This is a genomic window from Bizionia sediminis (assembly GCF_042684585.1).
GTDB classification, from domain to species: Bacteria; Bacteroidota; Bacteroidia; order Flavobacteriales; family Flavobacteriaceae; genus Algorimicrobium; species Algorimicrobium sediminis.
In genome coordinates this window covers 191,031-214,828 of record NZ_JBHULS010000004.1, presented here as the reverse complement: position 1 = coordinate 214,828, position 23,798 = coordinate 191,031, and the positions used below count along the sequence as shown (strand labels likewise).

Here is a 23,798-nt window from a genome sequence, read left to right as displayed (position 1 = left end):
AGCCAACACTTTTAAAAACAGTTTTTTAAACGCCGTTAGAAAAGGCTTTAAAAGCAACAGAAATTTAAAATAAATGAAGAAAATATTAATTGCTAATCGTGGGGAAATTGCTATTCGGGTTATGAAAACCGCAAAAAAAATGGGTTTAAAAACTGTCGCCATATATTCCACCATCGATAGAAACGCACCCCATGTTAAATACGCCGATGAAGCCGTTTTAATAGGCAATGCACCCTCCAATGAATCGTATTTATTGGGCCATAAAATTATAGAGGTTGCCAAAAACCTTCAAGTAGATGCCATTCATCCTGGTTATGGCTTTTTATCGGAAAACGCGGAATTTGCTGAATTATGCGAGGCAAATAACCTTATATTTATAGGATCAAAATCTGAAGCAATAAGGGTAATGGGCAGTAAATTAGCCGCTAAAGAGGCTGTTAAAAATTACAATATTCCCATGGTGCCCGGTACAGAAGAGGCCATAACAGATATAGCCGAAGCCAAAAAAATTGCCAAAACTATTGGTTTTCCCATTCTCATTAAAGCTTCGGCCGGCGGTGGCGGAAAAGGTATGCGCATTGTAGAAAGTGAAGCCGATTTTGAATCGCAGATGAATCGGGCCATTAGCGAAGCCACATCGGCTTTTGGCGATGGCGCTGTGTTTATTGAAAAGTATGTTAAATCGCCACGCCATATCGAAATTCAAGTTATGGCCGATACACATGGAAATATTATTCATTTGTTTGAAAGAGAATGTAGCGTGCAGCGCCGCCACCAAAAAGTGGTGGAAGAGGCGCCATCATCGGTACTAACGCCCGAATTACGCAAAAAAATGGGAGAAGCAGCCATAAAAGTAGCCAAAGCCTGCCATTATATTGGTGCTGGAACCGTGGAATTTTTATTGGACGATGCACATAATTTTTATTTTCTTGAAATGAATACGCGTTTGCAAGTTGAGCATCCGGTAACGGAATTAATTACCAAAACCGATTTGGTTGAATTGCAAATTCGTGTAGCGCGTGGTGAACACTTACCCATGCAACAATCGGATTTAAATATACACGGCCATGCAATTGAGTTACGCGTTTACGCCGAAGATCCTTTAAACGATTTTTTACCAAGTGTAGGACATCTTGAAGTTTACAAATTACCGGTTGGAAAAAATATTCGGGTAGATAATGGCTTTGAACAAGGTATGGATGTTCCCATCTATTACGATCCCATGCTATCCAAACTTATTACCTACGGCAACACCCGCGAGGAGGCCATAGCACTAATGATTTCGGCAATAGCTAATTATGAGGTTCAAGGAATAGAAACCACCTTACCGTTTGGAGATTTTGTGTGCAAACACGAGGCCTTTAGGTCTGGAAATTTCGACACGCATTTTGTAAAAAACTATTATTCGCCTGAAGCGCTTCAAGCAAGTGAAAAAGATGAAGCTTACGTGGCTGCAGCCATGGCTTTACAACACTATTTACAGGCTATAGATGTGGTTAAAGTACCAAAAAATAAATAGCGCCAAAAGAAATAACAACTACTTACCTGTGCCATAACGCTATCTTGAAAGTCTAAATTGCATTAAAATTTAGCGCTCGTACAAACTAAAACAGGTAATAATAACATTAAAAACATTATGGATTCTAATATAAAAACTCTAAACGAAAAATTAGCACAAGCCCATTTGGGTGGTGGCCAACAGCGCATAGACAAGCAACATGCCAATAAAAAACTAACGGCACGCGAACGTATTTTATATTTGTTAGATACCGGTTCGTTTGAAGAAATTGGTGCTTTAGTAACTCACCGCACCAAGGATTTTGGCATGGACAAACAACAATATTATGGCGATGGTGTAGTAACTGGTTATGGCACCATATCCGGTAGATTGGTTTATGTATTTGCACAAGATTTTACAGTTTTTGGTGGGTCTCTCTCTGAAACACATGCCGAAAAAATTTGTAAGGTTATGGATTTAGCCGTAAAAGTAGGCTCTCCTATAATTGGGCTAAATGATTCGGGTGGTGCACGCATTCAGGAAGGTGTGCGCTCCTTGGGTGGCTACGCCGATATTTTTTACCGAAACGTACAAGCCTCGGGGGTCATACCACAATTGTCTGCTATTATGGGCCCATGCGCTGGTGGTGCAGTATATTCGCCGGCTATGACCGATTTTACCATCATGGTTCAAGATACCAGTTATATGTTTGTAACGGGGCCAAACGTAGTAAAAACGGTTACCAATGAAACCGTTACCAGCGAAGAATTAGGTGGTGCGAGCACACACGCCACCAAATCGGGTGTGGCGCACATTACAGCCACCAACGACGTGGAATGTTTGGAAGATATTAAAAAGCTGTTAAGTTATTTACCTCAAAATAATCAGGAAAAAGCCAAGGACTACCCGTTTGAATTAACGGACGAAATACGCCAAGAGTTAGCAGAAATAATTCCGGATAACGCCAACAAGCCTTACGATATGCATGCGGTTATTGCCGGTATTATAGATACCAATTCCTTTTATGAAATTCATAAAGACCATGCCGAAAATATTATTGTAGGTTTTGCGCGTCTAGGCGGAAAAAGTATTGGTATAGTTGCCAATCAACCCATGTTTTTAGCGGGTGTTTTGGATGTAAACAGTTCTAAAAAAGCCGCACGCTTTGTTCGTTTTTGCGATGCATTTAATATTCCGTTATTAGTGCTAGAAGATGTTCCCGGTTTTTTACCAGGAACAGATCAGGAATGGAATGGTATTATTGTGCATGGGGCTAAATTGCTATACGCGTTTTCGGAAGCTACCGTGCCACGTATTACCGTTATTACCAGAAAAGCTTATGGTGGTGCATACGACGTTATGAACTCCAAACATATAGGGGCGGATATTAATTATGCGTGGCCTTCTGCCGAAATTGCTGTTATGGGGGCAAAAGGTGCTGCGGAAATTATATTTAAAAAAGACATTAATGCTGCTGCCGACCCAGAAGCTACCTGGAAAGAAAAAGAAGCTGAATACGCTAAACTGTTTGCTAACCCTTATAGCGCAGCAGAACGCGGTTTTGTTGACGAAGTAATTTTACCTGAAACTACCAGACATAAGCTAATAAAAGCCTTTGCCATGCTAGAGGACAAAACAGTAAATAAACCAAAACGCAAGCACGGTAATATTCCTTTATAAGCCTTTTTAAAAGCACAAAGCAATAATTTTAAATACAAACAAAACAAGCCACACGTTTTAGCGTGTGGCTTGTTATTTCCAATTAACCTTGGTTAAATTATTGCAATAATTTAGCGAATACCTGGTTTTTTATGGCCCGGTATGCCTCTAAATGACGCAAGTATTTAGCACTATAGGTATCATGTAGGTTAACATAATAAATGTCGCATTCCAAATCGTCGCATTCATTATACTTTTCAATGGAAGATTTATAATTGTGCATCTCGTTTAAAATAACCGTATTTTGTTCAGCTTTTTCAAGCAACTGGTCGCGTAGCGCTTTATCTCCCAATTTATTGGAAGCTATTTTGGCTAGCTGATCGCTTTCATCTGTAACATAATTCAGATGCGAAATCCATACTTCTAATTCTTGACTGCGTCTGGCTAGAATTATTTCTTCGTCTGTATTTGGGTTGTTAAAAGAGTTTGTATCCATTATACTTGGTATTGTTTGTTAGATTTGTTTTGAATTACTTTCACAATACGGAGCTTTTTAACACCGCCCGGAAACTCCCAATCCATAACATCATTTTCGGCATAGCCCATAACGGCAGCACCCATTGGTGTTAAAACTGAAACTTTATTGTTTTGCGGGTTTTTTTCGTTGGGTGTTACCAACTCAAAAGTGTTTTCCCAACCATCCTCTGTAGCTACAGTAATAATAGAGTTAAACCTAATAACATCATCTGGCATTAATTCTGCATCTTTAATTACTGCATTCTGCAATTCAGCATCAAGCCGTTTTACGGAGTATGTGCGCGTATCTTCTTTATAATTTTTAGATAAATTTAATAAGCCCTTTAAAATAACATACTCCTTTTTTTCTAATATCAAACTTCCGTATTTCATTTCAAATTACTTTTTTATTTATGGGAAAATACCACGTTGTATGTAAGCCTTCTCTATACGCTCTATGGCTATAAAATAAGCGGCAGAACGCATGTCTAAATTTTTATCTTCCGATGCTTTTAAAACGCGTCTAAACACTTCTCTTATTTTTTTATCAATTCTAGCAAGGATTTCTTCTAATTCCCATAGTTCGCCGTTACGGTTTTGCAACCATTCAAAGTAACTACCAATTACACCACCCGAATTACATAAAATATCTGGAATAATGGTTATGCCTCTGTCCAATAAAATTTGTTCAGCTTCTACAGTTGTTGGTCCGTTTGCTCCTTCGGCAACTAGTGTGGCTTTTATACTTGCGGCATTATCTTCTGTAATTTGGTTACCTAATGCGGCAGGAATACAAATATCGCAATCAATTCCGAAGAAATCTTCTTTAACAACAGCCGTAGAATCAGGGAAACCTACTACTGCGCCTTTGTTGTTTTTTGTGAATTCGAATAAATGATCTACTGATATACCTTCTTCGTTGCTAATGGTACCATAGGCATCTTGCACGCCTACCATTTTTGCACCATCTTTTTCTAAAAAGTGCGCTGCCCAGTAGCCTACATTACCAAAACCTTGCACAATAAAGCGCTTGCCTTTTAGGTCTACTTGCTTGCTTTCTGCCCAATATTTAATGGTTAAATAAACACCAAAACCAGTGGCACGGTCACGGCCTTCTAAACCGCCTGAACCAATTGGTTTTCCTGTTACCACATGCTGATTTTTAGAACGCTCTGAAGGCGCTTTTGTAGACATGTAGGTATCTGCAATCCAGGCCATTGTTTGGGCGTTGGTATTTACGTCTGGTGCTGGAATATCGTGTTCTGGCCCAATGTTTTCGCCTAAAGCATAGGTAAAACGTCTGGTTATACGCTCCAGCTCTGATTGCGAATATTTTGTTGGATCCATTTGGATACCTCCTTTAGCACCACCGTAAGGTAAACCGGCTAAAGATGTTTTCCAGGTCATCCACATAGCTAATGCCTTAACAGAATCTATATCGATGGTTGGGTGGTAACGCAAACCACCTTTATAAGGACCTAAAGCGTTGTTGTGTTGTACGCGGTAGCCTTTAAAAATTTCTACTTCGCCATTATCCATACGAACGGGGAAATGGATAATTAATTCGTTGTTTGTTACGGCTAATATTTTTCGGATGTTTGGATTTAATTCAACCATGTCTGCAGCAGCATTAAATTGCTTCATAACATTTTCAAACATGCCTTGTTTAGCTTGCTCTTTCTTTTTTACTTTTTTTGTTAATGTCATTTTTTTGTGTTTAAATTTAGGTGCATGATCGCATTTTTGCTGGTTGTTGCTTTAGTGCGTCATTAATTGCTTTTGTTTTGGTTTGTGGTGCTTGGCAACGACTTCGTATTCGCTACAAGACCAAATAAAGTTTTTATTTGCGGTTAATATACAGGTGTCAATAAACTTACAATCTTGGCACAAACTATTTTCCACGGTATGATTCATTACATCTGTTTTAATTCGGCTACCATAAGGCAACTGTTGTGCCAGTTTATAACTAACATGTATAATTTAATTTTAAATCATTGAAAATCAATTATATATAATTAAATTGTTTTGTGTGCTTTTTTTTGTTCTGGGGTATTCTTGTACACCTGTGTCATAATTACCCACATTTTAAACCTTACTTAATTTTTTCACTTAATGTTTTTCTGTCTATTTGTAATATTTTAGCGGCTTTAGATTTGTTATTATTGGTTGCTTGCAACACTTTTAGAATATACTCTTTCTCAACGGTTTTTAGTGGTAAAAATGCTTCTTCTACTTCAGGGAACTCAATATGGTATTTTAGTTGGTCGGGTAAATCGGCAATGGTAACTTCCTTATCGCTCATAATAACGGCACGCTGAATAACATTTTCAAGTTCTCTAATATTGCCTGGCCAATCGTATCTTTCTAGTGCTTCAATAACTCCAGGCGCCATAGCCATGCGTGTGTCTTTAAATTCAACGGCATATTTTTGCAAAAACTTGTTAGCAAGTAAAGCAATGTCTTCTTTGCGTTCCTTTAAGGGTGGCACTGCTACCTCAACCACAGTGAGTCTGTAATAAAGATCTTCACGAAAAGTGCCTTTAGCTATTAATTCTTTTAAATTAACATTGGTTGCCGCTACCACACGTACATCTACAGGTTCCACTTTTTGCGATCCCACGCGCGTGACTTCTTTTTCTTGCAACACACGCAACAAACGGGCTTGTGTAGCCAATGAGGCGTTGCCAATTTCATCTAAAAAAATAGTGCCCTGCTGGGCGGCTTGAAAAAAACCGTCGCGGTTAGCCTCTGCACCAGTAAAAGCGCCTTTGGCGTAACCAAATAATTCCGATTCCAGTAAGTTTTCTGGAATAGCACCACAGTTTACAGCTATAAATGGTGCTTTTGAAAATTTACCGGAATAATGAATGGAGCGTGCTACCAATTCTTTTCCTGTGCCACTTTCGCCAGTAATAAACACGGTAGCTTTGTTATTTTTAACCCTGTTTATGATATCGATAACTTTTTTAATAGCATCGGACTGCCCTATTAATCCGCTTGATTCTGTGCTTGAAACGGTATTGGCTTGCGAATTTGAAAGACTTTTAGGCCGACTATCCAGTGCTTTTTTTACGGCCGTTTTTAGTTCCTCTTTGGTAAATGGTTTCGTAACATACTCTGTTACGCCAGATTTCATGACTTCCAAAGCGCCATCAATTGAAGGGTAACCCGTAACAACTAATTTTGGCATACTTGGAAAATGCTCGGAAACATACTTAACCAATTCCAAACCATCTACACCAGGCATTTTCAAATCTGTTATTAGTAAATCGATTGTTTTATCCTGTAAAATGGCAATAGCCTCCTTAACAGAGACCGCTTTGTAGGTGTGGTAATTTAAGGTTTGAAGATGCCGTTGCAATAATTCTAGTATGTGCACATCGTCGTCTACAAGTAAAATATTTTCCAGGTTTAAGGCCATGATTAGTTTTTAGGAAACCGTATGGTAAAAATAGTACCTTTTGGCGAATTTGGGCTATGCTTTATACTTCCTTTATGACTTTTTACAATGCCATGCACCACACTTAATCCTAAACCAGACCCCTCGCCTACCGGTTTTGTGGTAAAAAATGGATTGAAAATATTATCGCCAATGGTTTTATCTATACCGGTACCCTGATCGCTTATTTCAATAATAATATGGGTACTGGTTTGCGAAACTTTTACGGTAATAACACCTTTTTCCGGTGAAAAGTAAATGGCGTTAATTATTAAATTAAAAATAACTTGAGTTAGTTGAATACTATCTACCCTAAACGGAATATTAGTTTCCTGAATAGCTACCTGACAGGTAATACCTTTTTTAGAAAAATTTGGTTTTAACAGGCTTATAGCATCCTTAATAACCGTGGTTATATTGGTACGCGCCATTTGGTGCGGCATGTCGCAGGAAAAAAACATAAGTTTTTTAACCACTTCTCTGGAATAGATAGCACTGTTTCTAATTTTTTCTAAATCGTTTAAAACGGCCTTATTATCTTGAAACTGTTCTTTTAAAAGTTCGGAATATCCTAAAATATTAGCCAAAGGTGTATTCAATTCGTGGGCTATTCCGGCCGTAATTTCGCCTAAAATAGACAACCTATCTGCACGCTCCACTTGGCGTCTGGACAGCATTTCTTTTTCTATAATTTGCTTGCGTTCAAATAAGTTGCCAATTTCAAAAGCTACTTTATGAAGTAGTTGTTTTTCCTCGTTTAAAAAACTATTGCTTGTGAATTTTGCTTTAGAATACCCTACTTTTATAGCCCCTATAGGAATATTGAAGGCTTTAATAGCCGAAATAATAAACACTTGTTCGGCCGTTTTTTTACCCGCAAAAAATATGGTTTCTTCAATTTTTATTTCAACCGAGGCCTCTTCCGAGTACAACAGCGCTCCCTGTAAACTTCTGGCTATTGCTTTTAGGGTTGGATGCAAATCGTCCAGATTAGAATTGGCAATAAACGAACTAACTGCATACAGGCAAGTAAGTTCTTTAATGCGTTCGTTTAGTTTTTCTTCCGCTGAAATGAGAGGTGCCATAGGCCTAATATTTAAACAAAAATACATTTTTTAATTCTGAAAAACCCAAAATTATGGGCTATTTAGCTGCATGAGCACTATGTGTAACAAGCTACTAACCAACAATAGGAAGAATTAACAATCTATTAAACAAAATTATGCCCTAAATTGCTGTGTTTTCCAGTATTTTTGCAGGATGCAACGGACACCCATTACACCAGAAAAAGTTAATATAGAATTTGTAGCAATGATGGCTGCACTCATGGCTATTGTTGCTTTTTCCATAGATACGCTTTTGCCTGCTTTACCAAATATTGCAAGCGATTTTAAACTAATAGACACTTCGGACAACCAACTATTAGTAACTATGATATTTTTAGGTTTGGGATTTGGCCAACTAATTTTTGGGCCACTATCTGATAGCTTTGGTAGGAAGCCCATTATTTACGCTGGATTTTTACTCTTTATAGCTGCTAGCGTACTGTGTGTGGTTACAGCTAGTTTTAGTCTGCTTATTTTGGGGCGGGTTCTTCAGGGCGTGGGATTAGCTGCTCCACGAACCATAAGCATTGCCATGGTTCGCGACTCGTATAGCGGCGATTATATGGCCAAAGTAATGTCGTTTGTGGTCATGATTTTTATTTTAATTCCAATTATTGCACCCACATTAGGGCAGTTTCTAATTAGTTTTTACAGTTGGCGCTCTATATTTTACATTAATTTACTTTTTGGTGTTTTAGTTATGATTTGGTTCTGGAAAAGACAACCCGAAACGCACCGTATTTCCAAACGAACCAAACTAACGCCTCAACTATTTATGGCTGGAGCCAAAGAATTTTACAGACATAAAGATGCCGTTATTTATACAATTATTTCAGGGTTAATTACGGGGTCTTTTATGGTGTATTTAAGCACCTCGCAACAAATATTTGAGCAACAATATAATTTAGCAGACTTGTTTCCGTATATTTTTGCTAGTTTGGCCATTTCGGTAGGTTTTTCTACTTTTTTAAACGGCACTTTAGTAATGCGCTTTGGCATGAAACGTATTGCCATTGTTGCCGCGGTTTGTTTTAGCACGGTATCCTTATTATATGTTTTCCTATTTTGGTCTGGTGTTAACCCTAGTTTGCCTGTTTTGGTAGTATTTTTTGCTTTACAATTTACGGCTATTGGATTTTTGTTTGGCAATTTACGATCCCTAGCTATGGAGCCAATTGGACATATTGCCGGCGTTGGCTCTGCCATAAATGGCTTTTTTAGTACGGTTATGGCCGTGCCTATTGCCAGTTTTATAGGTAGTTTTGTAACCGAAAGTGTTTTGCCTTTATTTATTGGGTTTTCTGTTTGTGGTATTCTGGCAGTCTTTTTGTTTTATTCAGCTAACAACCTTGTCTTGCCTGTACGTAAAAGCACTAAATATTAGTCCGTATAAAAGGACTGGTAAAACACACCTTAAAATAGTTTGCTACGTACCAACGAACCGCATTAATTTTAAGCGGTTAATGTAACACGTAACGCCAACAGGTTGTTTTAGAAAGCTGTTATAGCAATAGGTTATTTAAAGCTTTTAGGTTGCTTGTTTTATTTCCCTTTGTGGCGCGTTTTGCTGTTTGTTTTCTTTTCTTTAAGGCGCACATACACTAATTTAAAACGGCCATTACCACTTTCTCTTTTATCAATTTCAAAAGCATCAATAGAATTTATTAAAGGCGTTAATTTTGCAAACCCATAATTACGCGAATCAAAATTTGGTTGCTTTTTTTGAAGTAAACCACCCACATCGCCTAAAAAGGCCCAGCCATCGTCGTCGGCTAAATCTTGAATAGTTTGCGAGATAAACTGAATATCTTTTTGGGTTATTTTATCGTATGTATTTGTTTGGGTTGTTTTCTTTTTGCTTGTTTCATCTGCATTAGCATCGTCATCATCGCTATTGGATGCTTGTTTTAAAATTTCAATATAAATAAACTTATCGCAAGCCACTATAAATGGTTTTGGTGTTTTTTTCTCGCCTATTCCGTAAACTTGCATGCCTGCCTCACGAAGTCGGGTAGCTAGCCGGGTAAAATCGCTATCGCTAGAAACCAAGCAGAAGCCATTAACTTTTCCGCTGTATAAAATATCCATAGCATCTATAATCATAGCGCTATCCGTAGCATTTTTACCGGTGGTGTAGCCGTATTGCTGAATGGGTGTAATGGCATTTTCTAACAACATGTTTTTCCATTTTGCTAAATGCGGCTTGGTCCAATCACCATAAATACGTTTAATAGTTGGGTTCCCGTATTTTGCAATTTCTTCCATCATTTCTTTTACATATGCCGAAGGAATATTATCGCCATCTATAAGAACTGCTAATTTTATATCCATACTGTTTAAAATTTCTTTAAAGGTACACAATCGGTTAATTTTGAACACAAAAAAACCGTTTCATTTTGTATGAAACGGTTTTAGGAGTTTAAATAATAACAGTTTTTTAGAACTGTAGGTCGGCAATAATATCGAACTCATCGTATATTACTTTGTCCTGTAAATTATCGAAAAAGCTAGACGATCCGTAACGAACATCGTATTTACTTCTGTCTACTTTTAAGTTTGCGGTTGCTTTACTACCATAAACAGACATTACAAACTGAATAGGATGTGTTTGACCTTTAATAGTTAAGTTGCCTGTAACATCGTAAGCATTTTTACCTTTTGGCTTCACTTTTGTCATTACCAAGTTTGCTTTAGGGTATTTTGTAACACCAAAGAAATCGTCCGATTTTAAGTGTCCGTCTAATTTATCCTTATACTCACCAGATAAATCGGTTGTTTCAATAGATGCCATATCAATTTCAAAAGCACCACCTTTTAAAACATCGTTTTTAAATTCTAAATTACCAGCAACCATATTAATGGTTCCCTCGTGCGATCCAGCTACTTTGTAACCTTTCCAAACCACTTTACTCTCGGAAGCTTTTACCGCTTTGTTTTGTGCTACAACTGCTGCGCCTACAGTTACAAAGGCCATAACTGTTAAAAATAATTTTTTCATAGTATGTGTTATTTAATTTTTTATTTATTTCTGATGCAAAGATGCAACAGATTCCCTATCTAAAAAATGACCTAGTTTATTAAATACTATTAAACTAGTTTAACATTTAGCGCTCGTAGGCCAGTTGGCGTTTAATTTTGCTTAAAAACTCCTTGGTAATACCCAAATAGGAAGCTACCAAATATTGTGGGATCCGGGTTTCTATTTCTGGATAGGTATTTTTGAAATACAAATAGCGCTCCTTGGCCGTCATGCTAAAGTTTCTAACTATGCGCTGTTGGGAAGCAGCCAAACCACGTTCCAGTATTTTTCGAAAAAACTTGTCCAGCTTGGGAATAGCATCGTATAAGTTTTCGATGGTGTTGTAATGAAATTGAACCAATTCGGTATCTTCCAAACACTGAATATTAAAATCGGCCGGCTTCTGATTTATAAAACTGGCTATATCTGAAACCCACCAACCCTCTACTGCTAAAATTATAATGTGCTCCTGACCCAAGGCATCTACAAAATACATTTTTGAGCAGCCTTTAATAATAAAGCTGCTGTATTGACAAATATCGCCCTGTTGCACTATAAATTGCCCTTTTAAATACTTTCTAACGGTAACATGTTCTGCTATTAGTTGCTCTTCTTCTGAAGTTAATGAAACATAATTATTTATATATGAAAATAGTGTTTGAAGCGCCATAAGCAGAAATTTAGGTCAAAGGTAAAAAATATGTTTACGTTAGCCCGGATATAAATTTAACTAAAACCAGATTCTAATCATTATTTTAATAGAAATAGTAAGACCTTAATTGAAAATACATGCTTCCAATAGGTACCAACTACACGTTAATATTAATTAAGAAGTTACAAGGCCTCTTTAATAATATCTTGAACGCATTCTGGATTTAACAATGTACTAATATCACCTAAATTGGACGTATCTTTTTCTGCGATTTTTCGTAAGATGCGTCGCATAATTTTTCCTGAGCGGGTTTTAGGCAAACTTGGTGTAAACTGTATTTTATCCAGTTTTGCAATAGGACCAATATGCTCGGTAATAATTTGATTAATTTCATTCCTCAAGTTGTTATGGTCTCTGCTTTCGCCTTTTTCTTTCAGTGTTACGTAGCCATATAAAGCATGGCCTTTTATTTCGTGCGGAAACCCAACAATGGCAGATTCTGAAACCGCTGGGTGCTCATTTATAGCATCTTCAATTGGTGCGGTGCCCAAATTATGGCCAGATACAATAATAACATCGTCCACGCGTCCCGTTATACGGTAGTAACCCACTTCGTCGCGCAAGGCACCATCGCCTGTAAAATACATGTTTTTATACGTTGAAAAATAGGTATCCTTGTAGCGCTTATGGTCGTTCCAGATGGTACGCGCCATACTTGGCCAAGGAAACTTAATACACAAACGTCCTTCTACTTGGTTGTTTTGCAATTCGGTGCCATGCTCATCCATAATACATGGTTGAATACCAATAAAAGGTAAGGTTGCATAGGTTGGTTTGGTAGGTGTTACATAGGGTAACGGCGAAATCATTATGCCGCCAGTTTCAGTTTGCCACCAGGAATCGATTATCGGACTTTTTCGCTTGCCCACATTATCGTTGTACCAATGCCAAGCTTCCTCATTTATGGGCTCGCCTACAGACCCTAGTACTTTTAAAGAGCTTAAATTATAGGTGTCTATTAATTCTGTTCCGTTTTTAGCTAGCGCCCTAATAGCCGTTGGTGCCGTATAAAACTGATTAATTTTATGTTTTTGAATAATATCCCAAAAGCGGCCAAAATCTGGATAGCTAGGTACACCTTCAAACATAACCGAAGTAGCCCCATTACAAAGCGGCCCATAAATAATATAGCTATGTCCTGTTATCCAACCAATATCCGCGGTGCACCAATACACATCATTTTCTTTATACTGAAACACATTTTTAAAGGTGTATGCGGTGTACACCATATAACCAGCCGTGGTATGAACCATGCCTTTTGGTTTTCCAGTGGACCCAGAGGTGTATAGAATAAATAGCGGATCTTCGGCTTTCATAACTTCAGCTTTTGCCTCATTGGGTGCGGCATCTAAAAGTGGTTGAAGCCAACAATCGCGATTGGGTTTCATGGTTATTTTGGAGTGAATGCGTTTTACCACCAAAACCGTTTTCACATCTGGGCAGCTATTTAGTGCATCGTCCACTATTCCTTTTAAATCGATTGTTTTAGCGCCTCTGTAAGCGCCATCGGATGTAATAACCAAGCTACAATTAGCATCGTTTATGCGTGTTGCTAAAGCTGTAGACGAAAATCCAGCAAATACTACGGAGTGTATAGCGCCTATTCTAGCACAAGCTAAAACAGCCACGGCTAATTCGGGTATCATGGGTAAATACACACAAACACGGTCCCCCTTGCGCACCCCTTTACTTTTTAGCACATTGGCCATTTTATTTACTTGGTGGTATAACTGTTTGTAGGTAATGTGCTGCGCAGGCTCATCCGGATTATTAGGTTCAAATAACAAGGCCGTTTTATCGGATCGAGTAGCTAAATGTCTATCTAAACAATTTTCGGTAATATTGAGTTCCGCCCCTTCAAACCAAGTTATTTCTGGTTTGGAAAAATCCCAGCTCAAAACAGTATCCCACTTTTTACGCCATAAAAAATGCTCTTCGGCTATTTCTTCCCAAAAGTTATGAGGCTCCCTAACAGATTTCCTATAAACTTGATAATATTCTTCTAAATGTTTTATGTGGTAATTACTCATGGTAGCTCTATTTTAAACTGAAAAGATAAAATATTAGTTGGAGTAATCAAAAATGAAATTCTAAAAAGCAGCCACTTGCCACGTATTACAAACCGAAGACCCTGTTAATTTTAGCAGATGTATTATTTAAAAAGCTAATTTGCAATCTTTTAAAATTGACATAAGTTTAGTTAGCACGAAAAAATACGTGCGGTATCGTTACTTAATATTGCCAGTTTTAAAATTTATAGTGAATTTAGTTATTTAAATAACTTTCAACATTATGCTTTATTCTATTTTGAATATCGGCCACATTGGCTTTTACAAAGGGTTCGCCTGTAATTTTTTCGTAAAGTTCTATATACCTATTACTAACAGATTGTATATATTCGTTGGACATGTGTGGCACTGTTTGCCCAGGTAACCCCTGAAATTTATGTTTTATAAGCCACTGCCTAACAAATTCTTTTGAAAGTTGTTTTTGCGCTACATTGGCATCCTGCCGTTCTTGGTAGCCTTCGGCATAAAAATATCGGGAAGAATCCGGTGTATGAATTTCATCAATTAAAACAATTTTACCGTCTTGTGTTTTGCCAAATTCATACTTTGTATCTACTAAAATTAAACCACGGGAAGCAGCAATTTCCGAACCTCTTTTGTAAAGTTTACGTGTATAGTCTTCCAACACTACATAATCTGCCTCGGACACTAGGCCCTTTTTTATAATATCCTCGCGCGAAATATCTTCGTCATGATCGCCCATTTCGGCTTTGGTGGCGGGTGTTATAATAGGTTCTGGAAATTTATCATTCTCTTTTAAACCATCTGGCATGGCCACACCACACAGTTGGCGTTTCCCTAAATGGTATTCTCTGGCTGCATGCCCTGCTAAATAGCCACGAATAACCATTTCCACCTTAAAAGGGGTACACAAATGCCCTACGGCTACGTTTGGATCGGGAGTTGCTTCCAACCAATTAGGAACTAGATCGGCGGTGGCTTCCATCATTTTTGTAGCAATTTGGTTTAAAATTTGTCCTTTGTAAGGAATACCTTTAGGCATTACTACATCAAAAGCGCTTAACCTATCGGTTGCTATCATTACTAATTTTGAGTGGTTAATGGTATAAACTTCCCGAACTTTCCCTTTATAAAGATTGGTTTGTCCTGGGAAATTAAAATTAGTATCTGTAATTGTATTCATAGCTTGGTTAGGCTTTGTTGAAAATTAGTAAGGGACAAATCTAAATAAAAAAAGGAAAACTAAATAGTTCTCCTTTTAAGTATCTGAAAGATTTTATATTAATTATTTAAACCGAATATTATAGGTTACACCTACACCAATATTTTGAATATTAATATCGTTTTCGGCCATGGTATTTTGGTAATACGCGTAAAAATTCCAATCTTCGTTATGGTAGCCAATTTGTGGATTTAAATACAGGCCACCAGAATTATTATCGACGTTTGTTAAAAAACCATAGCCAACATCGGCACCAAAAAACAAGCCATCTGGTGTAAAATAGTATCGGAAAAAGGCTGCGGCTGGTATAATACCAATATCCTCAAAATTATCTTTTCCAAAGTAATGGGTGTACCCAGATGCCACACCAACGGCTATATTTGGATTAAATAAGTACTGTCCTCTTACATCTGCTCCCAGGGCAAAAGACGAAAAATCTTCAGCATCACCCAACGGTATTCCTGCTGTAATTCCTGCTTTTAACCACGAATTATTAGGTGTAATATCAATATCTTCAGTTTGAGCGAATGCAGAAAGACATCCTAAAAATGCAACTGCTACTAGTAATTTCTTCATATTATTATTGTTTTTCTGATTAGATTACAAAGTTCCAAAACTTGTAAGCTTATCCCTTACAAGATTATGGGCATTGTTTACAGAACCTTTAGAAATTACTAGAAACAGACTATTTTGACGTTAAACAGCAACCCATTGCTTTTAAAAACAAGACGAACAAATCTTTAAATTAGGACTGTAGTAACCAGGTAGCTTTTTATATTTGGTTAAGGTTTTCGAAACTCTTGTATGCAGAAATGACCTTTTTAACCAATTTGTGTCTTATTACATCTTTATCGTCTAGATAAATCATGCCAATACCTTCTACATCTTTAAGTATTAATAAGGCTTCTTTTAAACCAGAGCGCGTGCGCCGCGGCAAATCTATTTGACCAGGATCGCCGGTAAGTAAAAATTTGGCATTTTTGCCCATACGTGTTAGAAACATTTTCATTTGGGCGTGTGTGGTATTTTGTCCTTCGTCCAAAATAACAAAGGCATGGTCCAGCGTGCGACCACGCATAAAAGCTAACGGTGCAATTTGTATAGTACCATTTTCTATATAATGTGCTAGTTTTTCAGGCGGAATCATGTCGCGCAATGCATCGTACAGCGGCTGCATGTACGGATCTAATTTTTCTTTTAAATCGCCTGGTAAAAATCCTAAATTTTCACCGGCCTCTACAGCAGGTCGCGTTAAAATAATTCGTTTTACTTCTTTATTTTTTAGGGCACGAACAGCCAGAGCTACCCCAGTGTAAGTTTTACCTGTTCCTGCCGGACCAATAGCAAAAACCATATCGTTTTTACGCACACTCTCTACCAGTTTTCGCTGGTTAGCGGTTTGCGCCTTAATTAAACGACCGCTTACACCGTGCAAAATAACCTCGCCACTTTTGGCAGAGGTTTCATAATCCTGCTCGCTGTTGCTGGTTAAAATACGTTCAATGCTGTTTTCGTCTAGTTTGTTGTATTTTACAAAATGATCTAATAACATTTGAAAGCGCTTATCGAATTCCTCCAGCATTTCTTCATCGCCAAAAACCTTAATTTTATTACCCCGAGCTACAATTTTTAATTTAGGAAAATACGTTTTAAGATGCTCTATGTGGCGGTTTTGCGCACCAAAAAAATCTTTTGGTGATACCTGATTTAATTCGATTTCAATTTCATTCAAAAGCTGAGAGATTTAATTAAATTAATCTATTAAGTTTTATTAGTTTTGTGCTTAAACAAAAATACACAAATTAATACGTGTTTTGTTAAAAATTTCAACAATTATAGATGGCCATTATTACATTAACTACGGACTTTGGAGAACGGGATCATTTTGCTGGTGCAACCAAAGGGGCAATTTATACAGAATTACCCGATGTTAAAATTGTAGATATTTCGCACTCTATTTCGCCGTTTAGCATTCCCGAGGCTGCTTATATTATTTTAAATGCCTACAGTAGTTTTCCTAAAGGCACCATTCATATAATTGGTGTAGATTCCGAGTTAAACGACGAAAACAAACACATTGCTGTAAAGCTAGATGGTCATTATTTTATTTGTGCCAACAATGGGATAATGAGCATGATTTGTGCTGAAATTGCTCCTGAAAAAATTGTTGAAATAAATATTCATGACAAAATTGTTACCAGTTTTCCAGTTTTGGATGTGTTTGTTAAAGTGGCTTGCCACATTGCTAGGGGTGGTACTCTGGAGGTGGTTGGTAAAGTGGTGCACACCATTAAGCCCATAAAAAATATTAACCCGTTTGTAAACGACGATCAAACTCAAATTATTGGTCACATAATTTATATTGATAATTACGGCAATGTTATAAGCAACATTAAACAGCCATTTTTTGAAAAAATTCAGCGCGGGCGTGCTTTTGAAATATCGGCACGCAATAAACGTTTTAATAAAATATACAATCGGTATAGCGATATAATAGATTTTAGTAAAGCACCCGAAGACAGACATATTGAAGGGCAACGGATGGTTGTTTTTAACGCTTCAGGTTATATTGAAATTGCTGTGTACAAAAGCAATCCAAATACCACTGGTAGTGCATCATCCTTGCTTGGATTGGGGTTAATGGATACGGTAACTGTTAATTTTTTAGACTAAAAACCATGCTAATACGAATAGTTAAACTAGGCTTTAAACCAGAACATATAAATACGTTTACGGCCAATTTTCATAAAAATAAGCAGGCTATTAGAAATTTTGAAGGCTGTGAGTTTTTAGAACTTTACCAAGACAACCAAAACAAGCACGTATTTTTTACATATAGCTATTGGCGGTCTGCGCAACATTTGGAACATTACAGGCAATCTGACTTGTTCCAGCAAATTTGGGCAGCTACCAAACCTTTGTTTAATATGAAGCCCGAGGCTTGGAGTGTCAATAAATTAGAAACCGTTTCTGTATAAAGCCTTGGTACTACAATAATGTGTTAAACCCCATAATAAGAAACTCATAACAACCATATGTTAGCATTACTTAAAAAAGAAATAAACACCTTCTTTGCATCGTCCATTGGGTATTTAGTTATTGCCATTTTTCTTGTTTTAAATGGCTTATTTTTATGGCTTTTTAAGGGCGAGTTTAACATTTTAGATAATGGTTTTGCAGACATGTCCAGCTTCTTTTTACTGGCTCCTTGGATCTTGTTATTTTTAATTCCGGCGGTTACCATGAGAAGCTTTTCGGATGAAAAAAAACAAGGAACTTTAGAATTACTGCTAACAAAACCTTTACCGCTTTACAAAGTTGTTTTAGGAAAATATTTTGGCGCTTTTTTCCTTATAATTATTGCCTTAATACCAACCTTGCTATACGTTTACACTATTTTTATTTTAGGAAATCCGGCGGGTAACATCGATTTTGGGAGTACTTTTGGCTCCTATTTGGGCTTGTTATTTTTAGCTGCTTCCTACACAGCTATTGGGGTTTTTGCCTCCAGTATTACAGACAATCAAATTGTAGCCTTTATTACAGCCGTTTTTTTATGCTTCTTTTTTTATGTTGGTTTTGAAGGGTTAGCCGATTTTACAGCCAGTAATGCCATAGATCAACTAGGTATGAGTGCGCATTACAAAAGCATTAGCAGAGGTGTTATAGATAGCAGAGATTTACTATATTTTATAAGTATTTTAACTGTGTTTTTACTGCTAACCACGCTAAAAATAAGCAATAAACCTGCCAATAAACGCGCACGTACGGTTGTGCTTTTGGCACCTATTTTGCTTTTGGTAGTAAACGTAATAACACAACAAACTTATATCCGTTTGGATCTTACCCAAGACAAACGTTACACCTTAAGCCAAGCTACTCTGGATATTGTAAAAACAGTTGAAAATCCTATTGTAATAGATGTTTTTTTAGATGGCTCCAACTTACCATCGGAGTTTAGACGTCTTAAAACTGAAACGAGGCAGTTACTAGAGGAATTCAAGGCTAAGAAAAGGCAAATTGTCTTCAATTTTATCAACCCACTTGCAGATGAAGCAACCCAGGAGCAAAACATACAGCAGTTAACAGAGCGCGGCCTAAAACCCATGCAAATTACGGTGCAGGAGTCGGGGAAAGCTAGTCAAGAAGTTATTTTTCCTTGGGCCTTAGCAAGCTACAATAATGTTACCGTAGAAATTCCTTTAATAAAAAATAAAATTGGAGCAGATGTGCAAGAACTTGCAACAAACTCAATTCAGCATTTAGAATATGCCTTTGCCGATGGCTTGAGTAAATTAGTAAATCCAAAACGCCGAAAAATTGCCATTTTAAAAGGCAATAATCAGTTACGCGATGGCGCCATTTTCGACTTTGTTACGAGTATAAAAGATTATTACTACATAGCAGCTTTTACATTGGATAGCGTAGCAACAAACCCACAAAAAACGCTTGAGGATTTAAAAACATACGACCTCATTGTATCAGCCAAACCAACGGAAGCCTTTTCGGAAGCAGAAAAGCTAGTGCTGGATCAATACACCATGTCTGGCGGTAAGAGTCTGTGGCTGTTAGATAAGGTAGCCATAGAGCAAGATAGCTTGTACAACCCAGCGGGAAAAACTATCGCCATGCCACGCGACCTAAATTTAACCGATTTCTTTTTTAGATACGGTGTGCGTATAAATCCGGTATTAGTAAACGATTTGTATTCTGCTCCCATTACACTCGCTTCAGGCGAAGGTAGTCAATCGCAATTCCAACAGTTACCTTGGTTTTATGCACCTTTGGTAAACCCTACATCCGCCCACCCTATTACCAAAAACTTAAATTTGATAAAATTTGACTTTGCCAACCAGATAGATACCTTAAAAAACAGTGTAAACAAAACACTGCTTTTGCAAAGTTCCATACTTACCAAGCTAGACGGCACGCCTCGCGAAATTAATTTAGAATTGACTAATGAGGAGCCCAACCCCGAGTTATACACCAAAGGTTTTCAAAATCTGGCGGTACTTCTAGAGGGGCAATTTACATCTGTATACAAAAACAGAATAAAACCATTTAATATTAGTGACTTTAAAACTGAAAGTACAGATACCAAAATGATTGTTATAGCCGATGGCGATGTTATTAAAAATGATATTGGCAGAAATGGACCTTTGGAACTTGGTTTCGACAGATGGACGGGCCAAAGTTATGGCAATAAGGATTTTCTATTAAATGCTGTAAATTACCTTCTAGACGATAATGGGCTTATTTATATTCGCTCCAAAGAATTATCTATTGCATTTCTGGATTACAAAAAAGTAGCTGCCGAAAAAACTACCTGGCAACTCATAAATATGGGCTTTCCTTTGCTCCTTTTAGGGCTGTTTGGCTTTGTTTTTAATTGGTTTAGAAAACGCAAATACGCATCTTAAAAACCCGCATAACAGGCCGTAATTTGGTATAAATTGGCGAATTTAAGTAGCTGTAAGTTGCTACTTATAAACATTAAAAAGTGCCAACTACCAAATTTGATTTAAAAATTTTAAAGTTTTCACAAAAATTAAAGAAGCAAAAATACGTATTAACAAAATTGCTAACTACCTTATTTAGTAGGCCTTTAAACCAATTACACGGCTTGTAAAAATATCCGGCTTTTTAAAACAAAACCGTTAAAACGCCGCATGCAAAAATCAATATTTGATAAAATTAATGTTAATAAGTTTGTTTCCAATATTACACGGATTACGATATATTTGTAAGACAAGTTTATTGAAAGCTAAAACGTAATACACATAGATGAAATTTATAGTATCCAGCACGTATTTATTAAAACAACTGCAAGTTCTTGGCGGCGTTATTAATAACTCCAACACCCTACCAATTTTAGATAATTTTTTATTCGATTTAAATCAATCTGAACTTCTTATTTCTGCAAGTGATTTAGAAACTACTATGTCTTCTAAACTTACTGTAGAAAGTGATAATAGTGGTAGTGTGGCCGTTCCTGCTAGACTTTTATTGGACACCTTAAAAACATTTCCCGAGCAACCTTTAACATTTACAGTTGCCGATAATAATACCATTGAAATTAGCTCCAACCACGGAAAGTATGCCTTAGCTTATGCCGATGGTGCCGAATTTCCAAAACCCGTTACATTGGAGGATGCCTCGTCCACAACATTAAACGGAGACATCCTGGCAACCGCTATTAACAAAACTATTTTTGCGGCTGGTAACGACGATTTACGCCCAGTAATGAGTGGTGTATTTTTTCAGTTTTCAACAGAAGGCTTAACGTTTGTTGCCACCGATGCGCATAAATTAGTAAAATATGCACGCGCGGATGTGCAAGCATCGGAAGTTACAGAATTCATCATGCCTAAAAAACCGCTCAATTTGTTAAAAGGCATTTTAGCTGCTAGCGATGACGATGTTACCATTGAATACAACGATTCTAATGCAAAATTTACGTTTGAGAACGTTCAGTTAATTTGCCGATTAATTGATGGTAAATATCCAAACTACGAGGCGGTTATTCCTAAAGAAAACCCAAACAAACTGGTTATAAACCGCAATCAATTTTTAAACTCGGTTCGTCGTGTAAGTATATTCTCCAATAAAACAACCCATCAAATTCGTTTAAAAATTGCGGGAGCAGAATTAAATATTTCTGCTGAAGATATCGATTATTCAAACAAAGCCGAAGAGCGTTTAACCTGCGACTACCAAGGCGACGACATGCAAATTGGGTTTAATTCGCGTTTCTTAACTGAAATGCTAAATAACTTAACTAGCGATGATGTTCAATTAGAAATGAGCTTACCAAACCGTGCAGGAATTTTAACACCTGTAGATGGCTTGGATGAAGGCGAACAAGTTACAATGTTGGTTATGCCGGTAATGCTAAACAGTTAAAATCTGGTACAGACATATAAATCATTAAAAAACCACAACACGTTATTTGTTGTGGTTTTTTTGTTAAAAAGCTTTTAGCTTATTCAGTTACTATGCCTTTCTGAACACAATGTAAACCGAAAAAATATCAATTACTTCCGAAACGGCCTGTCATGCTTCCTCAAAAAAGTAAGGTGCTGGTTTATTTTATAAAGTTTATTGTGAGCGGATAGTTTATTGGTTCGCCATTGCTCGTCTTAATAGCATTTAACACAGGAAAAACTAAAGCAATAACACCTATTATAAGTAGCGCAATAATACCCAAACCTAGCAGTAATACAGCAGGAATACACAAAATGGCATAAATAAAAATGCTAATTTGAAAATTTATAATCTGTTTTCCGTGAGCATCCATTTTAAGAACTTTGTCTTTTTGGGTGGCCCAAATTATTAGTGGCACAATTAAGCCGCCAAAACCGGTTACATAGGTTAATAACTGACTCAAATGGGTTAGAACTAACAGCTGCTTATCGTCTCTCATCATCTTGTAATAAATGCTTTTTTAATTAGTGTACTTACAAAAGTATAGGAATCCTAATACACTCCAAGTTACAAAAAATATTTTCAGTTTTTACTGCAAGGCTTAAATAAAAAAAAACTTCTAGTCAACAACCGCTGTTTGGCTGAACGAAGTCAGTAAAAACAGCGTATTCAAACCCTAAATACTTAAAAACCAATTACTAAAAATAATTTTAAAAGTGAATTTATACTTTTTTTAACACGGTTAAAAAAGCATCATATTGTAATTTTGTTTAGCTTTACGAATAAATCATTAAACAAAATTGCTATGACACATCTTTACAATCCCCAAACTTTCGGAAATTTGAAAAAAATTAAACTACTCGGAACATTCTTTCTATTTAGTTTATTCTTTAACTACACCCTACACGCCCAATGCACCGCAGGGGCTGGAACCTTAACAGCCGATGCCTCGCCAGTGCAATTGGCTGGCGCCGACGTAGCCATTAGTGCCACGCAAGACGCGGCGCCAATTATTCCTGCCAATTATGAAGTGACTTATGTGCTAACATCTGGTACCACACTTATTATTGAGCAATTAGCTGCAACACCAGAATTTACCGTGACTAGCGCTGGAAATTATACCATTCACACGTTAGTTGCAGAGTTAAGCGATTCCAACGATCCGAATTATTTGGATACCTCTGTAATTAATTTTGGTGTCACCACTGGTGGCGATGTGCTGAATTTAGTTACAAGCAACGGTTTGTGTGCTGCGCTGGATGTAACGGGTGCGGCTGTAGTAGTGGAAACTTGTACTGCTGACGCTGGAACTTTAACAGCCGATGCCTCGCCAGTACAATTGGCTGGTGCCGACGTAGCCATTAGTGCTACCCAAGATGCGGCTCCTGTTATTCCTGCCAATTATGAAATGGCTTATGTGCTAACATCTGGTACCACACTTATTATTGAGCAATTGGCTGCAACACCAGAATTTACCGTGACTAGCGCTGGAAATTATACCATTCACACGTTAGTTGCAGAGTTAAGCGATTCCAACGACCCAAATTATTTGGATACCTCTGTAATTAATTTTGGTGTCACTACCGGTGGCGATGTGCTAAATTTAGTTACAAGTATCGGTTTGTGTGCTGCGCTGGATGTAACGGGTGCGGCTGTAGTAGTGGAAACTTGTG

At 37.3% G+C, this 23,798-nt stretch carries 22 protein-coding genes; 8 read left to right on the top strand and 14 right to left on the bottom strand.

What is annotated here, in order from left to right; genetic code table 11:
- The first annotated feature begins 73 nt into the window (after positions 1-73).
- Positions 74-1,519 carry an acetyl-CoA carboxylase biotin carboxylase subunit gene (locus ACFSQP_RS10665; protein ID WP_376894231.1) on the top strand — a complete coding sequence of 482 codons (1,446 nt, stop codon included), beginning with the start codon at positions 74-76 and terminating at the stop codon, positions 1,517-1,519.
- A gap of 117 nt (positions 1,520-1,636) precedes the next feature.
- Positions 1,637-3,178 (top strand): acyl-CoA carboxylase subunit beta, encoded by a 1,542-nt coding sequence (locus ACFSQP_RS10660; protein ID WP_376894229.1) that lies wholly within the window; start codon positions 1,637-1,639, stop codon positions 3,176-3,178.
- A gap of 97 nt (positions 3,179-3,275) precedes the next feature.
- Here ACFSQP_RS10660 and ACFSQP_RS10655 read toward each other — a convergent pair whose 3' ends face one another.
- The 6 genes from ACFSQP_RS10655 to ACFSQP_RS10630 all read right to left on the bottom strand — a co-directional run bounded on the left by ACFSQP_RS10655 (position 3,276) and on the right by ACFSQP_RS10630 (position 8,197).
- A complete protein-coding gene (locus tag ACFSQP_RS10655) occupies positions 3,276-3,653 on the bottom strand; it encodes a hypothetical protein (protein ID WP_376894228.1) in 378 nt (125 codons plus the stop codon).
- Positions 3,653-4,066: a GreA/GreB family elongation factor gene (locus ACFSQP_RS10650; RefSeq protein ID WP_376894226.1), complete on the bottom strand. Its 414-nt coding sequence runs from the start codon at positions 4,064-4,066 to the stop codon at positions 3,653-3,655. The genes ACFSQP_RS10655 and ACFSQP_RS10650 overlap by 1 nt, the downstream gene beginning before the upstream one ends.
- An 18-nt stretch (positions 4,067-4,084) precedes the next feature.
- Positions 4,085-5,380 carry a Glu/Leu/Phe/Val family dehydrogenase gene (locus ACFSQP_RS10645; RefSeq protein ID WP_376894225.1) on the bottom strand — a complete coding sequence of 432 codons (1,296 nt, stop codon included), beginning with the start codon at positions 5,378-5,380 and terminating at the stop codon, positions 4,085-4,087.
- 51 nt (positions 5,381-5,431) lie between these two features.
- Positions 5,432-5,587: a hypothetical protein gene (locus ACFSQP_RS10640; protein ID WP_376894223.1), complete on the bottom strand. Its 156-nt coding sequence runs from the start codon at positions 5,585-5,587 to the stop codon at positions 5,432-5,434.
- A gap of 178 nt (positions 5,588-5,765) precedes the next feature.
- On the bottom strand, positions 5,766-7,094 hold the full coding sequence (locus ACFSQP_RS10635; RefSeq protein WP_376894221.1) for a sigma-54-dependent transcriptional regulator: 1,329 nt from the start codon (positions 7,092-7,094) through the stop codon (positions 5,766-5,768).
- Positions 7,095-7,096: 2 nt separating this feature from the next.
- Positions 7,097-8,197 carry a sensor histidine kinase gene (locus tag ACFSQP_RS10630; RefSeq protein ID WP_376894219.1) on the bottom strand — a complete coding sequence of 367 codons (1,101 nt, stop codon included), beginning with the start codon at positions 8,195-8,197 and terminating at the stop codon, positions 7,097-7,099.
- Positions 8,198-8,372: 175 nt separating this feature from the next.
- On the opposite strand from ACFSQP_RS10630, the gene ACFSQP_RS10625 reads away from it, so the two are divergent.
- Entirely contained in the window at positions 8,373-9,602 is a 1,230-nt protein-coding gene (locus ACFSQP_RS10625; protein WP_376894217.1) for a multidrug effflux MFS transporter, read from the top strand.
- A gap of 158 nt (positions 9,603-9,760) precedes the next feature.
- On the opposite strand, the gene ACFSQP_RS10620 is transcribed toward ACFSQP_RS10625, so the two are convergent.
- The 7 genes from ACFSQP_RS10620 to ACFSQP_RS10590 all read right to left on the bottom strand — a co-directional run bounded on the left by ACFSQP_RS10620 (position 9,761) and on the right by ACFSQP_RS10590 (position 16,933).
- Positions 9,761-10,549: an NYN domain-containing protein gene (locus ACFSQP_RS10620; protein ID WP_376894215.1), complete on the bottom strand. Its 789-nt coding sequence runs from the start codon at positions 10,547-10,549 to the stop codon at positions 9,761-9,763.
- A 106-nt stretch (positions 10,550-10,655) separates the two neighbouring features.
- The gene (locus tag ACFSQP_RS10615; RefSeq protein WP_376894213.1) at positions 10,656-11,216 is read right to left on the bottom strand and encodes a YceI family protein; all 561 of its coding nucleotides are present in this window, start codon (positions 11,214-11,216) and stop codon (positions 10,656-10,658) included.
- Positions 11,217-11,322: 106 nt separating this feature from the next.
- On the bottom strand, positions 11,323-11,907 hold the full coding sequence (locus tag ACFSQP_RS10610) for a Crp/Fnr family transcriptional regulator (protein WP_376894211.1): 585 nt from the start codon (positions 11,905-11,907) through the stop codon (positions 11,323-11,325).
- Between the two features lie 164 nt (positions 11,908-12,071).
- Positions 12,072-13,979 carry an acetate--CoA ligase gene (acs, locus tag ACFSQP_RS10605; protein ID WP_376894209.1) on the bottom strand — a complete coding sequence of 636 codons (1,908 nt, stop codon included), beginning with the start codon at positions 13,977-13,979 and terminating at the stop codon, positions 12,072-12,074.
- A gap of 235 nt (positions 13,980-14,214) precedes the next feature.
- On the bottom strand, positions 14,215-15,162 hold the full coding sequence (locus tag ACFSQP_RS10600) for a phosphoribosylaminoimidazolesuccinocarboxamide synthase (RefSeq protein WP_376894207.1): 948 nt from the start codon (positions 15,160-15,162) through the stop codon (positions 14,215-14,217).
- Between the two features lie 102 nt (positions 15,163-15,264).
- A complete protein-coding gene (locus ACFSQP_RS10595; RefSeq protein WP_376894206.1) occupies positions 15,265-15,777 on the bottom strand; it encodes a hypothetical protein in 513 nt (170 codons plus the stop codon).
- A gap of 196 nt (positions 15,778-15,973) precedes the next feature.
- On the bottom strand, positions 15,974-16,933 hold the full coding sequence (locus ACFSQP_RS10590) for a PhoH family protein (RefSeq protein ID WP_376894204.1): 960 nt from the start codon (positions 16,931-16,933) through the stop codon (positions 15,974-15,976).
- A 107-nt stretch (positions 16,934-17,040) separates the two neighbouring features.
- Between ACFSQP_RS10590 and ACFSQP_RS10585 the strand changes: the two genes are divergently transcribed.
- The 4 genes from ACFSQP_RS10585 to dnaN all read left to right on the top strand — a co-directional run bounded on the left by ACFSQP_RS10585 (position 17,041) and on the right by dnaN (position 22,104).
- A complete protein-coding gene (locus ACFSQP_RS10585) occupies positions 17,041-17,874 on the top strand; it encodes an SAM hydrolase/SAM-dependent halogenase family protein (RefSeq protein WP_376894202.1) in 834 nt (277 codons plus the stop codon).
- A gap of 5 nt (positions 17,875-17,879) precedes the next feature.
- Positions 17,880-18,179 (top strand): putative quinol monooxygenase, encoded by a 300-nt coding sequence (locus tag ACFSQP_RS10580; protein WP_376894200.1) that lies wholly within the window; start codon positions 17,880-17,882, stop codon positions 18,177-18,179.
- 57 nt (positions 18,180-18,236) lie between these two features.
- Positions 18,237-20,621: a gliding motility-associated ABC transporter substrate-binding protein GldG gene (gene gldG / locus ACFSQP_RS10575; protein WP_376894198.1), complete on the top strand. Its 2,385-nt coding sequence runs from the start codon at positions 18,237-18,239 to the stop codon at positions 20,619-20,621.
- A gap of 364 nt (positions 20,622-20,985) precedes the next feature.
- The gene (gene dnaN / locus ACFSQP_RS10570) at positions 20,986-22,104 is read left to right on the top strand and encodes a DNA polymerase III subunit beta (RefSeq protein ID WP_376894197.1); all 1,119 of its coding nucleotides are present in this window, start codon (positions 20,986-20,988) and stop codon (positions 22,102-22,104) included.
- 181 nt (positions 22,105-22,285) lie between these two features.
- Here dnaN and ACFSQP_RS10565 read toward each other — a convergent pair whose 3' ends face one another.
- Positions 22,286-22,624 (bottom strand): DUF4870 domain-containing protein, encoded by a 339-nt coding sequence (locus ACFSQP_RS10565; protein WP_376894334.1) that lies wholly within the window; start codon positions 22,622-22,624, stop codon positions 22,286-22,288.
- 306 nt (positions 22,625-22,930) lie between these two features.
- Here ACFSQP_RS10565 and ACFSQP_RS10560 point away from each other — a divergent pair.
- The coding region (locus tag ACFSQP_RS10560) for a hypothetical protein (protein WP_376894195.1) at positions 22,931-23,798 on the top strand (868 nt) is incomplete at its 3' end.